Here is a 15,786-nt window from a genome sequence, read left to right as displayed (position 1 = left end):
GTCACACTCTGACGCGTAAGTAGCAGGATGCGAAACCATGTCGATGAGCCAACACACACCCAAGATCTTCGCCGGCGCACTGATCGCGCTGCTGCTGGCCGCCGGTGGCCTGGGCTACTGGAAATCCCTGCATGACCGCCTCCCGGAAGGCCTGGCCATGGGCAACGGGCGCCTCGAAGCGACCGAAGTGCAGATCGCCAGCAAGGTCCCCGGACGCCTCGCCGAGGTGTTGGTCAACGAAGGTGACAAAGTCGCCCGCGGCCAGCTCCTCGCCCGCATCGACACCCGCACCCTCGAAGCCCAGCGCAGCCAGGCCGAAGCCGAAGTGCTGCGCGCCCGGGAGAACTTCGCTGCCGCCCAGGCCACCGTGCAGCTGCGCCAGAGCGAGCAGTTGCTGGCCAGCCAGGAACTGAAGCGGATCAAGGAACTGTTCCAGCGCAAATACGCCAGCCAGCAGTTGCTCGACCAGCAGCAGGCGCGCTTCGACACCAGCAATTCGGCAGTGGTCGCCGCCCGTGCACAACTTGCAGCGATCAAGGCGGCGATCGGTGCCGCCGAGGCCCAGGTCGCCCAGTTGACCAGCGAAATCGACGACAGCAGCCTGCGCGCCCCGCTCGACGGGGTGATCCAGCTGCGCCTGGCCGAGCCGGGCGAAGTGCTCGGCGCCGGCGGCCGCGTGCTGTTGCTGATCGACCCCAGCGACCAGTACATGAACCTCTACCTGCCCGCCTCGACGGCCGGTCGCCTGACCGTCGGCGACGAGGCCCGCATCGTCCTTGACGCACTGCCCGAACAGGCCCTGCCGGCGAAGATCGCCTTTGTCGCAGCCAAGGCGCAGTTCACCCCGAAACAGGTGGAAACCCGCGACGAGCGGCAGAAGCTAGTGTTCCGGGTCAAGTTGCGCCTGACCGCCCCCGACGCCGTGCCCCAGGCCAAACCCGGCATGCCCGGCGCCGGCTACGTGCGCGGCGCCCCCGTGGACTGGCCGGCCAACCTGCAATGAGCGCGCTGGCGCTGCGGGCGAGCGGAATCAATCACCGCTACGGCGCGCTGCAAGCCCTGCACGATATCGCCTTCGACCTGCCCGCCGGCACCCGCTGCGGCCTGATCGGCCCGGACGGCGCCGGCAAGTCGACCCTGCTCGGGCTGATCGCCGGGGTCAAACGCCTGCAACAGGGCGAACTGGAAGTGCTCGGCGGACCGATCCGCAAGCGCTCGCACCGCGCCAGTCTCTACCCGCGCATCGCCTTCATGCCCCAGGGCCTGGGCGGCAACCTGTACCCGGACCTGTCGATCAGCGAGAACATCCGCTTCTTCGCCACCCTGTTCGGCCTGTCCCGCAGCGAGTGCGACGCGCGCATGCACACCCTGCTGGAGGCCACCGACCTCGCCCGCTTCGCCGAGCGCCCGGCGGGCAAGCTGTCCGGCGGCATGAAGCAGAAGCTCGGGCTGTGCTGTGCGCTGATCCACGAGCCGGACCTGCTGATCCTCGACGAGCCCACCACCGGCGTCGATCCGCTGTCGCGGCGGCGCTTCTGGGAGCTGGTGGAGCACGTACGCCAGCAGCGCCCGCAACTGACCCTGCTGGTGGCCACCGCCTACATGGAGGAGGCCGAGCAGTTCGAGCATTGCCTGATGCTCGATCGCGGCAAGCTGATCGCGGCGGGCCTGAGCAGCGAGCTGGCCCGCGCCACCCCCAGCGGCAAGCTGGACGAAGCCTTCACCCACTACCAGGGCGATAGCCGGCATGACAGCCAGCCGCTGCAGATCCCGCCCCGCGATGCCAGCGACGGCAGCATCGCCATCGAAGCCCATGACCTGACCCTGCGCTTCGGCGACTTCACTGCGGTGAACAAGGTCAGCTTCGCCATCGGTCGCGGCGAGATCTTCGGCTTCCTCGGTTCCAACGGCTGCGGCAAGACCACCACGATGAAGGTCCTCACTGGGCTGATGCCGGCCAGCGAGGGCAGCGCCACCCTGCTCGGCCGCCCGGTGGACGCCAAGGACCTGGCCACGCGCAAGCGGGTCGGTTTCATGTCGCAGAGTTTCTCGCTGTATGGCGAGCTCAGCGTGCGCCAGAACCTTGAGCTGCACGCCCGCCTGTTCGACCTGAGCAAGGCCGACAGCACCCCGCGGATCGCCGAGCTGATCGAGCGTTTCGACCTGGGCGAGGTCGCCGACCAGCAGTCCGGCGCCCTGCCCCTGGGCCTGCGCCAGCGCCTGTCGCTGGCCGTGGCGGTACTGCATCGTCCGGAGGTGCTGATCCTCGACGAGCCGACCTCGGGCGTCGACCCCGCCGCCCGCGACGATTTCTGGCGCCTGCTGATCGAGCTGTCGCGCGAGCAAGGCGTGACCATCTTCCTCTCCACCCATTTCATGAACGAAGCCCTGCGCTGCGACCGCATCTCGCTGATGCACGCCGGCCGGGTGCTGGCCTGCGACACCCCGGCGGCGCTGCAGGTGCAGTACGGTGGGGACACCCTGGAAGACGCCTTCGTGACCTGCCTGGAACAGGCCCAGGGCAGCGCTCCGGAAACACCCGAGGCCAGCCTCGACAGCCCTGTCGCACCCGCCAGCCCGCCACCGCGCCGGGGCTTCAGCCTGATCCGCCTGCTCGCCGTCGCCAGCCGCGAAGGCAAGGAACTGCTGCGCGACAAGGTGCGCCTGGCCTTCGCCCTGGCCGGGGCGCTGTTCATGATGGTGATCTTCGGCTTCGGCATTTCCCTGGATGTGGAAAACCTGGCCTTCGCCGTCTACGACCAGGACCAGAGCCCGCAAAGCCGCGCCTATCTCGAAGCGTTCCGCGGTTCGCGCTATTTCGCCGAGCAGCCGCCGATCCGCGATCCACGCCAGTTGCACCAGCGCCTGCAACGCTCGGAGATCAAGCTGGCCCTGGAGATCCCGCCGGGCTTCGGCCGCGACCTGATGGCCGGCCGACAACCGGTGGTGGCCGCCTGGCTCGACGGCGGCATGCCGTTCCGCGCCGAGACCAGCCGCAACTACGTCGAGGCGGTGCACCAGGCCAACCTCGAACAGCTGGCAGCCCTGAGCAGCCCGGCGCAGCCACGGCAGGCGGCGGTCAAGCTGGAAACGCGCTTTCGCTACAACCAGGACGTGATCAGCGTGAACGCCATCGGGCCCGGGGTGATGGCGCTGATCCTGGCCTTTATCCCGGCGATGCTCACCGCCCTCGGTATCGTTCGTGAGAAGGAACTGGGCTCGATCACCAACTTCTACGCCACGCCGCTGACCCGCCTGGAGTTCCTGCTCGGCAAGCAGATGCCCTATCTCGCCGTGAGTCTGGTCAACCTGGCGCTGCTGGTGGCGATGAACCGCTGGCTGTTCGGCGTGCCGTTCAAGGGCAGCGCCCTGGCCCTGGCCTGCGGCGGGGTGCTGTACCTGCTGGCGACCACCAGCCTCGGCCTGCTGATTTCCGCCTTCACCCGCACCCAGATCGCCGCGATCCTCGGCACCATGATCCTCACCAGCCTGCCGACCATCCAGTTCTCCGGGCTGATCGTGCCGCGCTCGTCCCTCGACGGCTCGGCGGCGCTGATGGGCCAGCTGTTCCCGGCGGGTTACTTCCTCGATATCGCCGTCGGCACCTTCACCAAGGCCCTCGACCTGCGCGAGCTGTGGCCGCAGTGCCTGGTGCTGCTGGGCTTCTTCGCCGCCTTCACCGGGTTGAGCCTGGTGATGCTGAAGAAACAGGAGGCCTGATGCAGCGTCTTGCCCATATCCTGCGCCTCGGCCTGAAGGAACTGACCAGCCTGCGCCATGACAGCGTCTTGCTGCTGTTCCTGCTCTACGCCTTCAGCGTGGCCATCTACATGCCGGCAGCGGGCTCGGTGATCGGCGTGCACAACGCCAGCGTGGCGGTGGTCGACGAGGATCACAGCCAGATTTCCCGCAAGCTCGCCGAGGCCCTGCAACCGCCGGAGTTCCAGGCCGCCGTGCCGCTGGCCTACGACCAGATGGACCGCAGCCTGGACAGCGGCCTGTTCACCTTCGTCATCAATATCCCGGTGAATTTCCACAGCGACCTGCTGGCCGGGCGCTCGCCGGAGGTCCAGATCAACGTCGATGCCACGGCAATGAGCCAGGCGTTCATGGGCGCGGGGTATATCGGGCGGATCTTCGAGCGCGAGCTGCTCGACTACGCCAATGCCGCCAACCGCACGCCGGTCCGGCTGGAACCCCGCGCGCTGTTCAACCCCAACCTGGAAGGCGGCTGGTTCCTGGCGGTGATCCAGATCGTCAACAACATCACCATCCTCGCCATTATCCTCACCGGCACCGCCCTGTTGCGCGAACGTGAGCACGGCACCCTCGACCATCTGCTGGTGCTGCCGCTGACGGCGCTGGAAATCATGCTGGCAAAGATCGCCAGCAACGCCCTGGTGGTGGTGCTGTGCACCTGGGTGTCGCTGGAAGTGATCGTGAAGTGGGCACTGGGTGTGCCGCTGGCGGGGTCGCTGGGGCTGTTTCTCGGGGTGACGGCGCTGTACCTGTTTGCCAGCACCGCGCTGGGAATCTTCCTCGCCACCCTGGCGCGCTCGACGCCGCAGTTCGGCCTGCTGGCGATCCCGGTGATCATCCCGATGCTGTTGCTCTCGGGCGGCAGCACGCCGCTGGACAGCATGCCGCAATGGTTGCAGTGGGTGATGCAGCTGTCGCCATCGACCCACTTCGTCAGCCTCGGCGCCGCGATTCTGTTCCGCGACGCCGGGGTAAGCGTGGTGTGGCCGGACCTGCTGGCCCTGGCGGCGATCGGCCTGGCGTTCTTCGCGATCGCCCTGGCGCGTTTTCGCCGCAGCCTGGCCTCGTGATTACTGGACGATCAGGTTGTTGAACAGCAGGTCTTCGACGACCGGACGGCCTTCTTCGTTCTCCAGCACCTGCTGGACCTGCTTGAGGGCTTCCTGACGCAGCTTTTCCTTGGCCTCGACGTTGCTCATGGCGTCCAGGGTCTGCTGGGTGAACAGCGCCACCAGCTGGTTGCGGATCAGCGGCTCGTGGTGCTTGACCGCTGCGGCGTCGGCATCGCCTTCGACCTTCAGCGCCACATCGGCCTTGTACACCCGCAGGCGCGGGCTGCCATCAAGGGCGTAGTTGCCAACGAAGGGCGGGGTCAGGCTGATGTAGGACACCTTGGGTGCCGCCGCTTCCTTCTCTTCTTCGGCCATTGCCGCCGCTGGCAACATCAGCGCCAGTACCACCAGGATCCACGCTTTCACGAATTCGCTCCTCGAAACAATTGGTCGCCAGCATACCCAGCGCGCCTTGCAAACCCAAGCCCGGACTCGCTTATGCCGGCCTATTCAGGCCAGGCCATGCTCGTTGACCCGGCACTTCGCACACCTACACTTATCGGCCACCACTCGCAAAGGAATAGCCTAGATGAAAGCCGTGTTGTGCAAAGCCCATGGTCCGGCCCGCGACCTGGTGCTGGAAGACGTCGCCAGCCCGACGCCGAAGAAGAACGAAATCCTCCTGGACGTGCATGCGGCCAGCGTCAACTTCCCGGACACCCTGATCATCGAGGGCAAGTACCAGTTCCAGCCGCCGCTGCCGTTTTCCCCGGGTGGCGAGGCGGCCGGCGTGGTCAGCGTGGCCGGCGAAAGCGCCGGAGCCTTCAAGGCCGGCGACCGGGTCATGGCCCTGACCGGCTGGGGCAGCTTCGCCGAGCAGGTGGCGGTGCCGGCCTATAACGTGATGCCGATTCCCGAGGGCATGGACTTCGTCACCGCCTCGGCCTTCGGCATGACCTACGGCACCTCGATGCATGCCCTGCGCCAGCGCGGCCAGTTGCAGCCGGGCGAAACCCTGCTGGTCTTGGGTGCCTCGGGTGGCGTCGGCCTGGCGGCGGTGGAAATCGGCAAGGCCATGGGCGCCCGGGTGATCGCCGCAGCCAGCAGCGCCGAGAAGCTGGAAACGGCCAAGGCAGCGGGAGCGGATGAGCTGATCGACTACAGCCAGGCCAGCCTGAAAGACGAAATCAAGCGCCTGACCGGCGGCAAGGGCGTGGACGTGATCTATGACCCAGTGGGCGGCGACCTGTTCGACCAGGCCGTGCGCGGGCTGGCCTGGAACGGGCGCTTGCTGGTGGTGGGCTTTGCCAGCGGGCGGATCCCGGAGCTGCCGGTGAACCTGGTGCTGCTCAAGGGCGGCGCGGTGCTCGGGGTGTTCTGGGGTTCGTTCGCCCAGCGCCAGCCGGCGGACAATGCCGAGAACTTCCGGCAGCTGTTTGCCTGGTATGCCGAGGGGAAATTGAAGCCGCTGGTGTCGAAGACCTATCCGTTGGCGGAGGCGGGAGAGGCCATCGGGCAACTGGCCAACCGTAAGGCTTTGGGCAAGTTGGTAGTCAAGGTCAGGTAAGACTTGAGGGCCTCATCGCTGGCAACGCCAGCTCCCACAGGGTCAGCGGTGCACGCGATCACTGTGGGAGCCGGCATTGCCGGCGATAGGGCCCTCGACAGCAACATCAATTTTCTTGCTGCGAATGACAGCGCCGATACCGCGCCTCCAGATTGCGATCCGGCATCGCATGGCTGCGCAGCGCTTGCAGGGTCTGCTCCACATATTCCCGGGTGGTGCCATAGCGCCCTTTGGCGCTGGCCAGGATATGGCTCAGCAAGCTATCCGGCAGATTCCCCGCATAGCAAGGCAAGTGACGCTCCAGCACAAAGCCCAGGGCCTGCACCTTGCTGCCATCCTCAAGGCGGCAACTCAGCCAGTGCGGGCGGTAGGCCGGGTACGGCATCTCCCTCTGCCACAAGGCCAGCAACGAATCCTGAAGCTTTTCTTCCGGCAGTCGGTAGGCGAAACCGCTGCACGAGCCACCGCGGTCCAGCCCGAACACCAGCCCCGGACATTCCGGCGTGCCGCGATGCTCATGGGACCAGAGGTACAAGCCACGGTGATAACCATGCACACGACCACGGCGGCGTTCAGTCGACTGGCACTCCGGCCGCCAGATCAGCGAACCGTAGGCGAACAGCCAGACCGGCCCGCCCTGGTGCAGGGCCATGGTTTTATCGACCGATTCAAGAAGTTGTTCCCGAGACAATTGCTGTCCGAAATCCAGCACCGGGGGATAAGCCTGGGGGAAAGGTGCAGGTTCAAGTACCGACATAGCCGCCGCCAAAGATCCTCGTGAAATACCGAAGTACCTCACTATAAAGCCAACACTCTCGTTGAACACTTACCGTACGGCAGATAGCGGTGCGTTAACAAGCCCCGTTGCGCTCAAAGCCCGTGAATCCGGGCATTTCGGAATATTCGACTGTACTTTTGCAAGTGTAGCGATACTTTTTCGCGGCGCTCGCAACAATTAAAGGAAGGCGGCGCTTATAAGCTTTACTTGCACGCTTGGTTATTTAAACGAGGCGCGTCATTGCAACGCGCCTTATTACCGAAGTTACCTGCGTGGGGCATAAGCGAATACATCGGCACGCATCTGGTGCGCATCCATACCGGCTTCGACCAATGCATCGAGGGTGGCATAGACCATGTTCGGCGAGCCGCTGGCGTAGACGTGGACCGGCGACAAATCGTCGATATCCTCGCAGACCGCCTCGTGCAACAGGCCGCAGCGCCCGGCCCAGCCGCATTGGTCGCTGACCACCTGATGCAGGAACAGGTTCGGCAGCTGCTCCCACTGCGCCCATTCTTCGAGCACGTAGAAATCTTCCGGCCGCCGCACGCCCCAGTACAGGTGCACCGGATGGGCGAAGCCACGCACCCGGCAGTGCTCGATCAGGCTATGCATCTGCGCCATGCCGGTGCCTGCAGCAATCAGCACCAGCGGGCCGTCGGGCAGCTCGGCCAGGTGGGTATCGCCGAAGGGCATTTCGATGCGCGCCATGCCGTTGCGCTGCAACTGGGCGATCAGGTCCACGGCGCTTTTCTCGCGAGCCAGTACATGCAGCTCAAGGTCGCGACCACGGTGAGGTGCCGAGGCCAGGGAAAATGCAGCCTTGTCGCCGCCCTCGCGTTCGATCATCAGGTATTGCCCGGCGTGGTAACGCGGCGCCTTGCCGGCCGGCGCACGCAGGCGCACGCGCCAGACATCGCCGCCCACCGGACTGCACTCGCTCACCTGGCAGGCCAACTTGCGCACCGGCAACTCGCCCAGGGCGAGCACACCGTCCCAGAGCAGGACGCAGTCCTCCAGCGGCTCGGCGATGCAGGTGAACAGCTCACCGTGATCGCGCACTTCGCCGTTCTGGCGCACGCTGCCTTCGACCAGCAACGCGGCGCAGACATGGCAGTTGCCGTTGCGGCAGCTCTGCGGGCAGTCGTAACCCAGGCGCTGCGCCGCTTCCAGAATCCTCTCGCCGGGGTTGAGGGTCATCACGGCCCCGGACGGCTGCAAGGTTACCTGCATCAATCTATTCCCAACTGGTTCCACAGCTCATCGATCCGCTTGGTCACGGCTTCGTCCTTGACGATGACCCGGCCCCACTCGCGGGTGGTCTCGCCCGGCCACTTGTTGGTGGCGTCCAGGCCCATCTTCGAGCCGAGGCCGGAGACCGGCGAGGCGAAGTCCAGGTAGTCGATCGGCGTGTTGTCGATCAGCACCGTGTCGCGCTTGGGGTCCATGCGCGTGGTGATGGCCCAGATCACGTCGTTCCAGTCCCGCGCGTTGACATCGTCGTCGGTGACGATAACGAACTTGGTGTACATGAACTGTCGCAGGAACGACCAGACACCGAGCATTACGCGCTTGGCGTGGCCCGGGTACTGCTTCTTCATGGTCACCACCGCCATGCGGTAGGAGCAGCCTTCCGGCGGCAGATAGAAGTCGGTGATCTCGGGGAACTGCTTCTGCAGGATCGGCACGAACACTTCGTTCAGCGCCACGCCGAGGATCGCCGGTTCATCCGGCGGCCGGCCAGTGTAGGTGCTGTGGTAGATCGGTTTGGTGCGGTGGGTGATGCGCTCGATGGTGAACACCGGGAAGCTGTCGACTTCGTTGTAGTAGCCGGTGTGGTCGCCATAGGGGCCTTCCGGTGCGGTTTCGCCCGGATGGATCACGCCTTCGAGGATGATTTCCGCAGTGGCCGGGACCTGCAGGTCGCTACCACGGCATTTCACCAGCTCGGTACGGTTGCCCCGCAGCAGGCCGGCGAAGGCGTATTCGGAAAGGGTGTCCGGGACCGGAGTGACCGCGCCGAGGATGGTCGCCGGGTCGGCGCCCAGGGCCACGGCCACCGGGAACGGCTTGCCGGGGTTCTTTTCGCACCACTCACGGTAGTCGAGGGCGCCGCCGCGATGGCTCAGCCAGCGCATGATCACCTTGTTGCGGCCGATCACCTGCTGGCGGTAGATGCCGAGGTTCTGCCGCTCCTTGTTCGGACCGCGGGTGACGGTCAGGCCCCAGGTGATCAGCGGCGCCACATCGCCCGGCCAGCAATGCTGGATCGGCAACATGCCGAGGTCGACGTCGTCGCCTTCGATGACCACTTCATGGCACGGCGCGTCCTTGACCACCTTCGGCGCCATGGACACGACCTTCTTGAAGATCGGCAGCTTGGACCAGGCGTCCTTGAGGCCTTTCGGCGGCTCCGGCTCCTTGAGGAAGGCCAGCAGCTTGCCGATCTCGCGCAACTCGTCGGTGGACTCGGCGCCCATGCCCATGGCCACCCGCTCCGGGGTGCCGAACAGGTTGCCGAGCACGGGAATGTCATAACCGGTGGGACGCTCGAACAACAGTGCCGGCCCCTTGGCCCGCAGTGTGCGGTCGCAGACTTCAGTCATTTCCAGGACCGGCGAAATGGGGACCTGGATGCGCTTGAGTTCGGAGCGCTGTTCCAGGCCACGGATAAAGTCGCGCAAATCGCGATACTGCATGCAGAAGCCTCGTGTTGGCCGTATCGGTCGGGGTTGGCAGTGTAGCGCCGAACCGGGCGAGTCAGAATAGTCTGAAAGACAGATAGCAAAAAGCCGGGTTTCCCCGGCTCTTGCGTGTGGCGAGTGCTTACTTGCGCTTCATCGACAGGAAGAACTCGTCGTTGGTCTTGGTCTGCTTGAGCTTGTCGACCAGGAACTCGATGGCGGCGATCTCGTCCATCGGGTGCAGCAGCTTGCGCAGGATCCACATGCGCTGCAGCTCGTCGTCGGCGGTCAGCAGCTCTTCGCGACGGGTACCCGAACGGTTGATGTTGATGGCCGGGAATACGCGCTTCTCGGCGATGCGACGGTCCAGGGGCAGTTCCATGTTGCCGGTACCCTTGAACTCTTCGTAGATCACTTCGTCCATCTTCGAGCCGGTTTCGACCAGCGCGGTGGCGATGATGGTCAGCGAACCGCCTTCCTCGATGTTACGCGCGGCACCGAAGAAACGCTTCGGCTTCTCCAGGGCATGGGCGTCGACACCACCGGTCAGGACCTTGCCGGAGCTCGGGATCACGGTGTTGTAGGCGCGAGCCAGACGGGTGATGGAGTCGAGCAGGATGACCACGTCCTTCTTGTGCTCGACCAGGCGCTTGGCCTTCTCGATGACCATCTCGGCCACTTGCACGTGACGGGTTGGCGGCTCGTCGAAGGTGGACGCGACCACTTCGCCGCGCACGGTGCGCTGCATCTCGGTCACTTCTTCCGGGCGCTCGTCGATCAGCAGGACGATCAGGTGGCACTCGGGGTTGTTGCGGGTGATGTTCGCCGCGATGTTCTGCAGCATGATGGTCTTGCCCGCTTTCGGCGGGGCGACGATCAGACCGCGCTGGCCCTTGCCGATCGGAGCGCACAGGTCGATCACACGACCGGTGAGGTCTTCGGTGGAGCCGTTGCCGGCTTCCATCTTCAGGCGCACATTCGGGAACAGCGGCGTCAGGTTTTCGAACAGGATCTTGTTCTTCGCGTTTTCCGGACGGTCGAAGTTGATGGTGTCGACCTTCAGCAGTGCGAAGTAACGCTCGCCCTCTTTCGGCGGCCGGATCTTGCCGACGATGGTGTCGCCGGTGCGCAGGTTGAAACGACGGATCTGGCTTGGCGAGACGTAGATGTCGTCAGGGCCGGCCAGGTAGGAAGAGTCCGCCGAACGCAGGAAGCCGAAACCGTCCTGGAGAATCTCCAGCACGCCGTCACCGGAGATTTCCTCGCCGCTTTTCGCGTGCTTCTTCAGCAGGGAGAAAATCACATCCTGCTTGCGCGAACGGGCCATATTTTCTATGCCCATCTGTTCGGCCATTTCGAGCAGATCGGTAATCGGCTTTTGCTTGAGTTCAGTCAGGTTCATAAGGGGAATGGAGTAATCATGTAAGAAGGGAGAGATTAAGCATCTGGCTTAATGAAGCCGCGCCGCGGGAGGCGAATGATCGCGTACTGAATTCGAATTGGAATGCGGCGACGGGCGTGCAGGGGGCACTGGAGAATCAGTGCGAGGCCGAATGTAACACCTGCTTTTTCTGGCGTCTAGTCACCAGAAAGAGAAAAGCCCCGACAAATGCGGGGCTTTTTCGACACTCAGAGATTGGCGTCGAGGAAGGCTGCCAACTGGGACTTCGACAGCGCACCGACCTTGGTCGCTGCAACCTGGCCGTCCTTGAACAGCATCAGGGTCGGGATACCACGGACACCGTTCTTGACCGGGGTTTCCTGGTTTTCGTCGATGTTCAGCTTGGCGATGGTCAGCTTGCCTGCATATTCCTCAGCGATGTCGTCCAGTACCGGAGCGATCATTTTGCAAGGACCGCACCATTCAGCCCAGTAGTCCAACAGTACAGGGCCTTCGGCCTTCAATACGTCAGCCTCGAAAGAGGCGTCGGTGACGTGTTTGATCAGATCGCTCATGGAAATCTCCAAGTTCGTAAGCAAAAAAACGTCGCTCATCATAGCGGTCCCGCCTGCCAACAGGAAGCTGCAACCGATTGAGTGTATCTATGATAGATGATGAATTTGCGAATCGACTGTCACACAAAAGACACATTTCCTACGCGAAACTGCGCCATATCAAGCCCTGGCTTGTCGCGCGTTGGCGTAAGCCGACTATCGTGGCACGATTGCCAGGTTAACGACCGAGAAGCCATTACCATGCCCCACTCCCCTGCCAAGAACCTTTCCCTGATCGCTGCCATCGACCTCGGCTCCAACAGTTTCCACATGGTTGTCGCCAAGGCCCATCACAGCGAAATCCGCATCCTCGAGCGAAACGGCGAAAAGGTCCAACTGGCGGCGGGCATCAATGAAGAACGGCAGCTCAGCGAAGAGTCCATGCAGCGCGGCCTCGATTGCCTGAAGCGCTTTTCCCAGCTGATCAACGGCATGCCGCCAGGCGCGGTGCGCATCGTTGGCACCAACGCCCTGCGTGAAGCGCGCAACCGCGGCGAATTCATCCGCCGGGCCGAAGAGATCCTCGGCCACCCGGTGGAAGTGATTTCCGGTCGCGAAGAGGCCCGCCTCATTTACCTGGGCGTTTCCCATACCCTCGCCGACACCCCGGGCAAGCGCCTGGTGGCGGATATCGGCGGCGGCAGTACCGAATTCATCATCGGCCAGCGCTTCGAACCGCTGCTGCGCGAAAGCCTGCAGATGGGCTGCGTCAGCTTCACCCAGCGTTATTTCCGCGACGGCAAGATCACCCCGGCGCGCTACGCCCAGGCCTACACCGCCGCGCGCCTGGAACTGATGAGCATCGAAGGCGCCCTCCACCGCCTGGGCTGGGATGAAGCCATCGGCTCGTCCGGCACCATTCGCGCCATCGGCTCGGCAATCAAGGCCGGCGGCATGGGCAGCGGCGAAGTCAACGCCGAGGGCCTGGCGTGGCTCAAGCGCAAGCTGTTCAAGCTGGGCGAGACCGACAAGATCGACTTCGACGGGGTCAAGCCCGATCGCCGGGCGATCTTCCCGGCCGGCCTGGCGATCCTCGAAGCCATCTTCGACGCCCTTGAACTGCAACGCATGGACCATTGCGACGGTGCCCTGCGCGAAGGCGTGCTGTTCGACCTGCTCGGCCGCCATCACCACGAAGATGTACGCGAGCGCACCCTGACCTCGCTGATGGAGCGCTACCACGTCGACCAGGGCCAGGCCGCCCGGGTCGAGCGCAAGGCCTTGCACGCCTTCGACCAGGTGGCCAAGGCATGGGATCTGGAAGACGGGATCTGGCGCGAACTGCTGGGCTGGGCGGCCAAGGTGCATGAAGTGGGCCTGGACATCGCCCACTATCACTACCACAAGCACGGCGCCTACCTGATCGAGCACTCCGACCTGGCCGGCTTCTCCCGCGAAGACCAGCAGATGCTGGCCCTGCTGGTGCGCGGCCACCGGCGCAACATTCCCAAGGACAAGTTCGCCGAATTCGGCGACGAAGGCGTCAAGCTGATCCGCCTGTGCGTGCTGCTGCGCTTCGCCATCCTGTTCCACCACATCCGCGGGAACCAGCAGATGCCGAAAGTGGAACTCCACGCCAGCGGCGACAGCCTGGCCGTAGCCTTCCCGGACGGCTGGCTGGAAGAGAACCAACTGACCCGGGCCGACTTCGAGCAGGAAGCCGAGTGGTTGACCCGGGTCGGCTTTATCCTCAGCGTACGCTGAGGACCGGGTTGCTCAGGCGCTCCAGCAGGGTCGCCTGGGCACTGCGCGGGTTCTGATTGCCGGTCGGCGAGCTGCGCACGTAGCGGCCGTCCGGTTGCAGGATCCACGCGTGGGTATTGTCGGTCAGGTACCCTTCCAGCTCCTTCTTCACCCGCAGCAGCAATTTCTTGCCTTCCACCGGGAAGCAGGTCTCGACGCGCTTGTCGAGGTTGCGCTCCATCCAGTCCGCACTGGACAGGAAGATCTGCTCTTCACCGCCATTGAGGAAGTAGAACACCCGGGTGTGCTCCAGGAAGCGGCCGATGATCGAGCGCACCTGGATGTTGTGCGACACGCCAGGGATGCCCGGACGCAGGCAGCACATGCCGCGCACCACCAGATCGATGCGCACGCCGGACTGGCTGGCCTTGTACAGCGCGCGGATGATCTTCGGATCGGTCAGCGAGTTGAACTTGGCAATGATGTGCGCCGGTTTGCCGTCGAGGGCGAACTGGGTTTCCCGGGCGATCATGTCGAGCATGCCTTTCTTCAGGGTGAAAGGCGCGTGCAGCAGCTTCTTCATGCGCAGGGTCTTGCCCATGCCGATCAGCTGGCTGAACAGCTTGCCGACGTCCTCGCACAGGGCGTCGTCGGAGGTCAGCAGGCTGTAGTCGGTGTACAGGCGAGCGTTGCCGGCGTGGTAGTTGCCGGTACCCAGGTGTGCGTAGCGGACGATCTCGCCGGCTTCGCGACGCAGGATCAGCATCATCTTGGCGTGGGTCTTGAAACCGACCACACCGTAGATCACCACCGCACCAGCGGCTTGCAGACGGCTGGCCATCTGCAGGTTGGACTCTTCGTCGAAGCGCGCCCGCAGCTCGATGACCGCGGTGACTTCCTTGCCGTTACGCGCGGCGTCCACCAGCGCATCGACGATTTCCGAGTTGGCACCACTGCGGTACAGGGTCTGGCGCACGGCCAGGACATGCGGGTCCTTGGCGGCCTGGCGCAGCATGTCCACCACCGGGGTGAAGGACTCGAACGGGTGCATCAGCAGGATGTCCTGCTTGCCCACCACGCTGAAAATATTCTCGCTGTTCTGCAACAGCTTGGGGATCGCCGGGGTGAACGGGGTGTATTGCAGTTCCGGGTGGCTATCCAGACCGGTAATGCTGAACAGTCGGGTCAGGTTGACCGGACCATTGACCTGGTAAAGCTCGCTCTCGCTCAGGCTGAACTGCTTGAGCAGGTAATCGGACAGGTGTTTCGGGCAGGTATCGGCGACTTCCAGGCGCACCGCGTCACCGTAGCGACGGGAGAACAGCTCGCCGCGCAGGGCGCGGGCCAGGTCTTCGACGTCTTCGGAGTCCAGCGCCAGGTCGGCGTTACGGGTCAGGCGGAACTGATAGCAGCCCTTGACCTTCATGCCTTGGAACAGGTCGTCGGCGTGCGCGTGGATCATCGACGAGAGGAATACATAGTTGTCGCCAGGTCCACCGACGTCCTCCGGCACGCGGATGATCCGTGGCAACAGGCGTGGCGCCGGGATGATCGCCAGACCGGAATCGCGACCGAAGGCATCGACGCCTTCCAGCTCGACGATGAAGTTCAGGCTCTTGTTCACCAGCAACGGGAACGGGTGGGTCGGGTCGAGGCCGATCGGGGTGATGATCGGCGCGATCTCGTCGCGGAAGAAGCGACGTACCCAGGTCTTCAGCTTGGCAGTCCAATGGCGGCGGCGGATGAAGCGGATCTGGTGCTTTTCCAGCTCCGGCAGCAGCACGTCGTTGAGGATCGCGTACTGGCGCTGCACTTCGCTGTGCACCAGGTCGCTGATGCGCGCCAGCGCCTGGTGCGGCTGCAGGCCGTCGGCGCCGGCCTGCTCACGGGCGAAGGTGATCTGCTTCTTCAGGCCCGCAACACGAATCTCGAAGAACTCGTCCAGGTTGCTGGAGAAGATCAGCAGAAACTTCAGCCGCTCCAGCAAGGGGTAGGACTCATCCAGCGCCTGTTCCAGCACGCGGATGTTGAACTGCAGCTGCGACAGCTCGCGATGGATATAAAGGCTGCTGTCGTCCAGGCCCGGTACCACCAACGCCGGCGCCGGGGCGACGGCCGGTGCTTCGGTGGCCACCACCGGAACCGCAGCGGGCTCCGCCGGGGTTTCCAGCATCGGCTCGGGAACGGCCACCTCGTCCTTCACTTCCTTGACTTCCTTAACCGCAGCTTCGATCAGTGCTTCGTTATTCATCTTGCGTTCCTGAAGGG

The 15,786-nt window shown here is 64.2% G+C and carries 12 protein-coding genes; 5 read left to right on the top strand and 7 right to left on the bottom strand.

Annotated elements, in window-relative coordinates; all coding sequences use genetic code 11:
- The first annotated feature begins 37 nt into the window (after positions 1–37).
- The 3 genes from ACODSK_RS03320 to ACODSK_RS03310 are packed head-to-tail and all read left to right on the top strand — an operon-like array spanning position 38 to position 4,829.
- On the top strand, positions 38–1,003 hold the full coding sequence (locus ACODSK_RS03320) for an HlyD family secretion protein (protein ID WP_489013866.1): 966 nt from the start codon (positions 38–40) through the stop codon (positions 1,001–1,003).
- Entirely contained in the window at positions 1,000–3,720 is a 2,721-nt protein-coding gene (gene rbbA, locus ACODSK_RS03315; protein WP_489013865.1) for a ribosome-associated ATPase/putative transporter RbbA, read from the top strand. Before ACODSK_RS03320 ends, rbbA begins: the two co-directional genes overlap by 4 nt.
- A complete protein-coding gene (locus tag ACODSK_RS03310) occupies positions 3,720–4,829 on the top strand; it encodes an ABC transporter permease (RefSeq protein WP_489013864.1) in 1,110 nt (369 codons plus the stop codon). The genes rbbA and ACODSK_RS03310 overlap by 1 nt, the downstream gene beginning before the upstream one ends.
- On the opposite strand, the gene ACODSK_RS03305 is transcribed toward ACODSK_RS03310, so the two are convergent.
- Positions 4,830–5,237, bottom strand: coding sequence for a flagellar basal body-associated protein FliL (locus ACODSK_RS03305; protein ID WP_489013863.1), 408 nt, complete (start codon positions 5,235–5,237; stop codon positions 4,830–4,832).
- 163 nt (positions 5,238–5,400) lie between these two features.
- Here ACODSK_RS03305 and ACODSK_RS03300 point away from each other — a divergent pair, with 163 nt between their 5' ends.
- Complete coding sequence (locus ACODSK_RS03300) at positions 5,401–6,378, top strand: NADPH:quinone oxidoreductase family protein (RefSeq protein ID WP_489013862.1); 978 nt, start codon at positions 5,401–5,403, stop codon at positions 6,376–6,378.
- Positions 6,379–6,484: 106 nt separating this feature from the next.
- Here ACODSK_RS03300 and ACODSK_RS03295 read toward each other — a convergent pair whose 3' ends face one another.
- From ACODSK_RS03295 to trxA, 5 genes are all read right to left on the bottom strand, one after another.
- A complete protein-coding gene (locus ACODSK_RS03295; protein WP_489013861.1) occupies positions 6,485–7,135 on the bottom strand; it encodes a gamma-glutamylcyclotransferase in 651 nt (216 codons plus the stop codon).
- A gap of 285 nt (positions 7,136–7,420) precedes the next feature.
- Entirely contained in the window at positions 7,421–8,389 is a 969-nt protein-coding gene (locus ACODSK_RS03290) for a CDP-6-deoxy-delta-3,4-glucoseen reductase (protein ID WP_489013860.1), read from the bottom strand.
- Positions 8,389–9,855 carry a 4-hydroxy-3-polyprenylbenzoate decarboxylase gene (gene ubiD, locus ACODSK_RS03285; protein WP_489013859.1) on the bottom strand — a complete coding sequence of 489 codons (1,467 nt, stop codon included), beginning with the start codon at positions 9,853–9,855 and terminating at the stop codon, positions 8,389–8,391. Before ubiD ends, ACODSK_RS03290 begins: the two co-directional genes overlap by 1 nt.
- Before the next feature lie 127 nt (positions 9,856–9,982).
- A complete protein-coding gene (gene rho / locus ACODSK_RS03280; protein WP_075802844.1) occupies positions 9,983–11,242 on the bottom strand; it encodes a transcription termination factor Rho in 1,260 nt (419 codons plus the stop codon).
- Positions 11,243–11,469: 227 nt separating this feature from the next.
- Positions 11,470–11,796, bottom strand: coding sequence for a thioredoxin TrxA (gene trxA / locus ACODSK_RS03275; protein ID WP_489013858.1), 327 nt, complete (start codon positions 11,794–11,796; stop codon positions 11,470–11,472).
- A 240-nt stretch (positions 11,797–12,036) separates the two neighbouring features.
- Here trxA and ppx point away from each other — a divergent pair, with 240 nt between their 5' ends.
- Positions 12,037–13,539, top strand: coding sequence for an exopolyphosphatase (gene ppx, locus ACODSK_RS03270; RefSeq protein ID WP_489013856.1), 1,503 nt, complete (start codon positions 12,037–12,039; stop codon positions 13,537–13,539).
- Here the strand turns inward: ppx and ppk1 are convergent.
- Positions 13,526–15,769, bottom strand: coding sequence for a polyphosphate kinase 1 (gene ppk1 / locus ACODSK_RS03265; protein ID WP_489013855.1), 2,244 nt, complete (start codon positions 15,767–15,769; stop codon positions 13,526–13,528). The two genes, ppx and ppk1, sit on opposite strands and share 14 nt — an antisense overlap.
- Positions 15,770–15,786 lie beyond the last annotated feature (17 nt).

It is taken from the genome of Pseudomonas sp. FG98 (assembly GCF_057808595.1).
The sequence above is the reverse complement of the archived record's forward strand: the minus strand, read 5'-3'. Positions and strand labels throughout refer to the sequence as shown.

Coding starts and splice junctions, on each gene's coding strand:
- rho (WP_075802844.1), bottom strand. CDS start 11,242: ATGAACCTGACTGAACTCAAGCAAAAGCCGATTACCGATCTGCTCGAA.
- ACODSK_RS03290 (WP_489013860.1), bottom strand. CDS start 8,389: ATGCAGGTAACCTTGCAGCCGTCCGGGGCCGTGATGACCCTCAACCCC.
- ACODSK_RS03300 (WP_489013862.1), top strand. CDS start 5,401: ATGAAAGCCGTGTTGTGCAAAGCCCATGGTCCGGCCCGCGACCTGGTG.
- trxA (WP_489013858.1), bottom strand. CDS start 11,796: ATGAGCGATCTGATCAAACACGTCACCGACGCCTCTTTCGAGGCTGAC.
- ACODSK_RS03310 (WP_489013864.1), top strand. CDS start 3,720: ATGCAGCGTCTTGCCCATATCCTGCGCCTCGGCCTGAAGGAACTGACC.
- rbbA (WP_489013865.1), top strand. CDS start 1,000: ATGAGCGCGCTGGCGCTGCGGGCGAGCGGAATCAATCACCGCTACGGC.
- ubiD (WP_489013859.1), bottom strand. CDS start 9,855: ATGCAGTATCGCGATTTGCGCGACTTTATCCGTGGCCTGGAACAGCGC.
- ppk1 (WP_489013855.1), bottom strand. CDS start 15,769: ATGAATAACGAAGCACTGATCGAAGCTGCGGTTAAGGAAGTCAAGGAA.
- ACODSK_RS03295 (WP_489013861.1), bottom strand. CDS start 7,135: ATGTCGGTACTTGAACCTGCACCTTTCCCCCAGGCTTATCCCCCGGTG.
- ACODSK_RS03320 (WP_489013866.1), top strand. CDS start 38: ATGTCGATGAGCCAACACACACCCAAGATCTTCGCCGGCGCACTGATC.
- ppx (WP_489013856.1), top strand. CDS start 12,037: ATGCCCCACTCCCCTGCCAAGAACCTTTCCCTGATCGCTGCCATCGAC.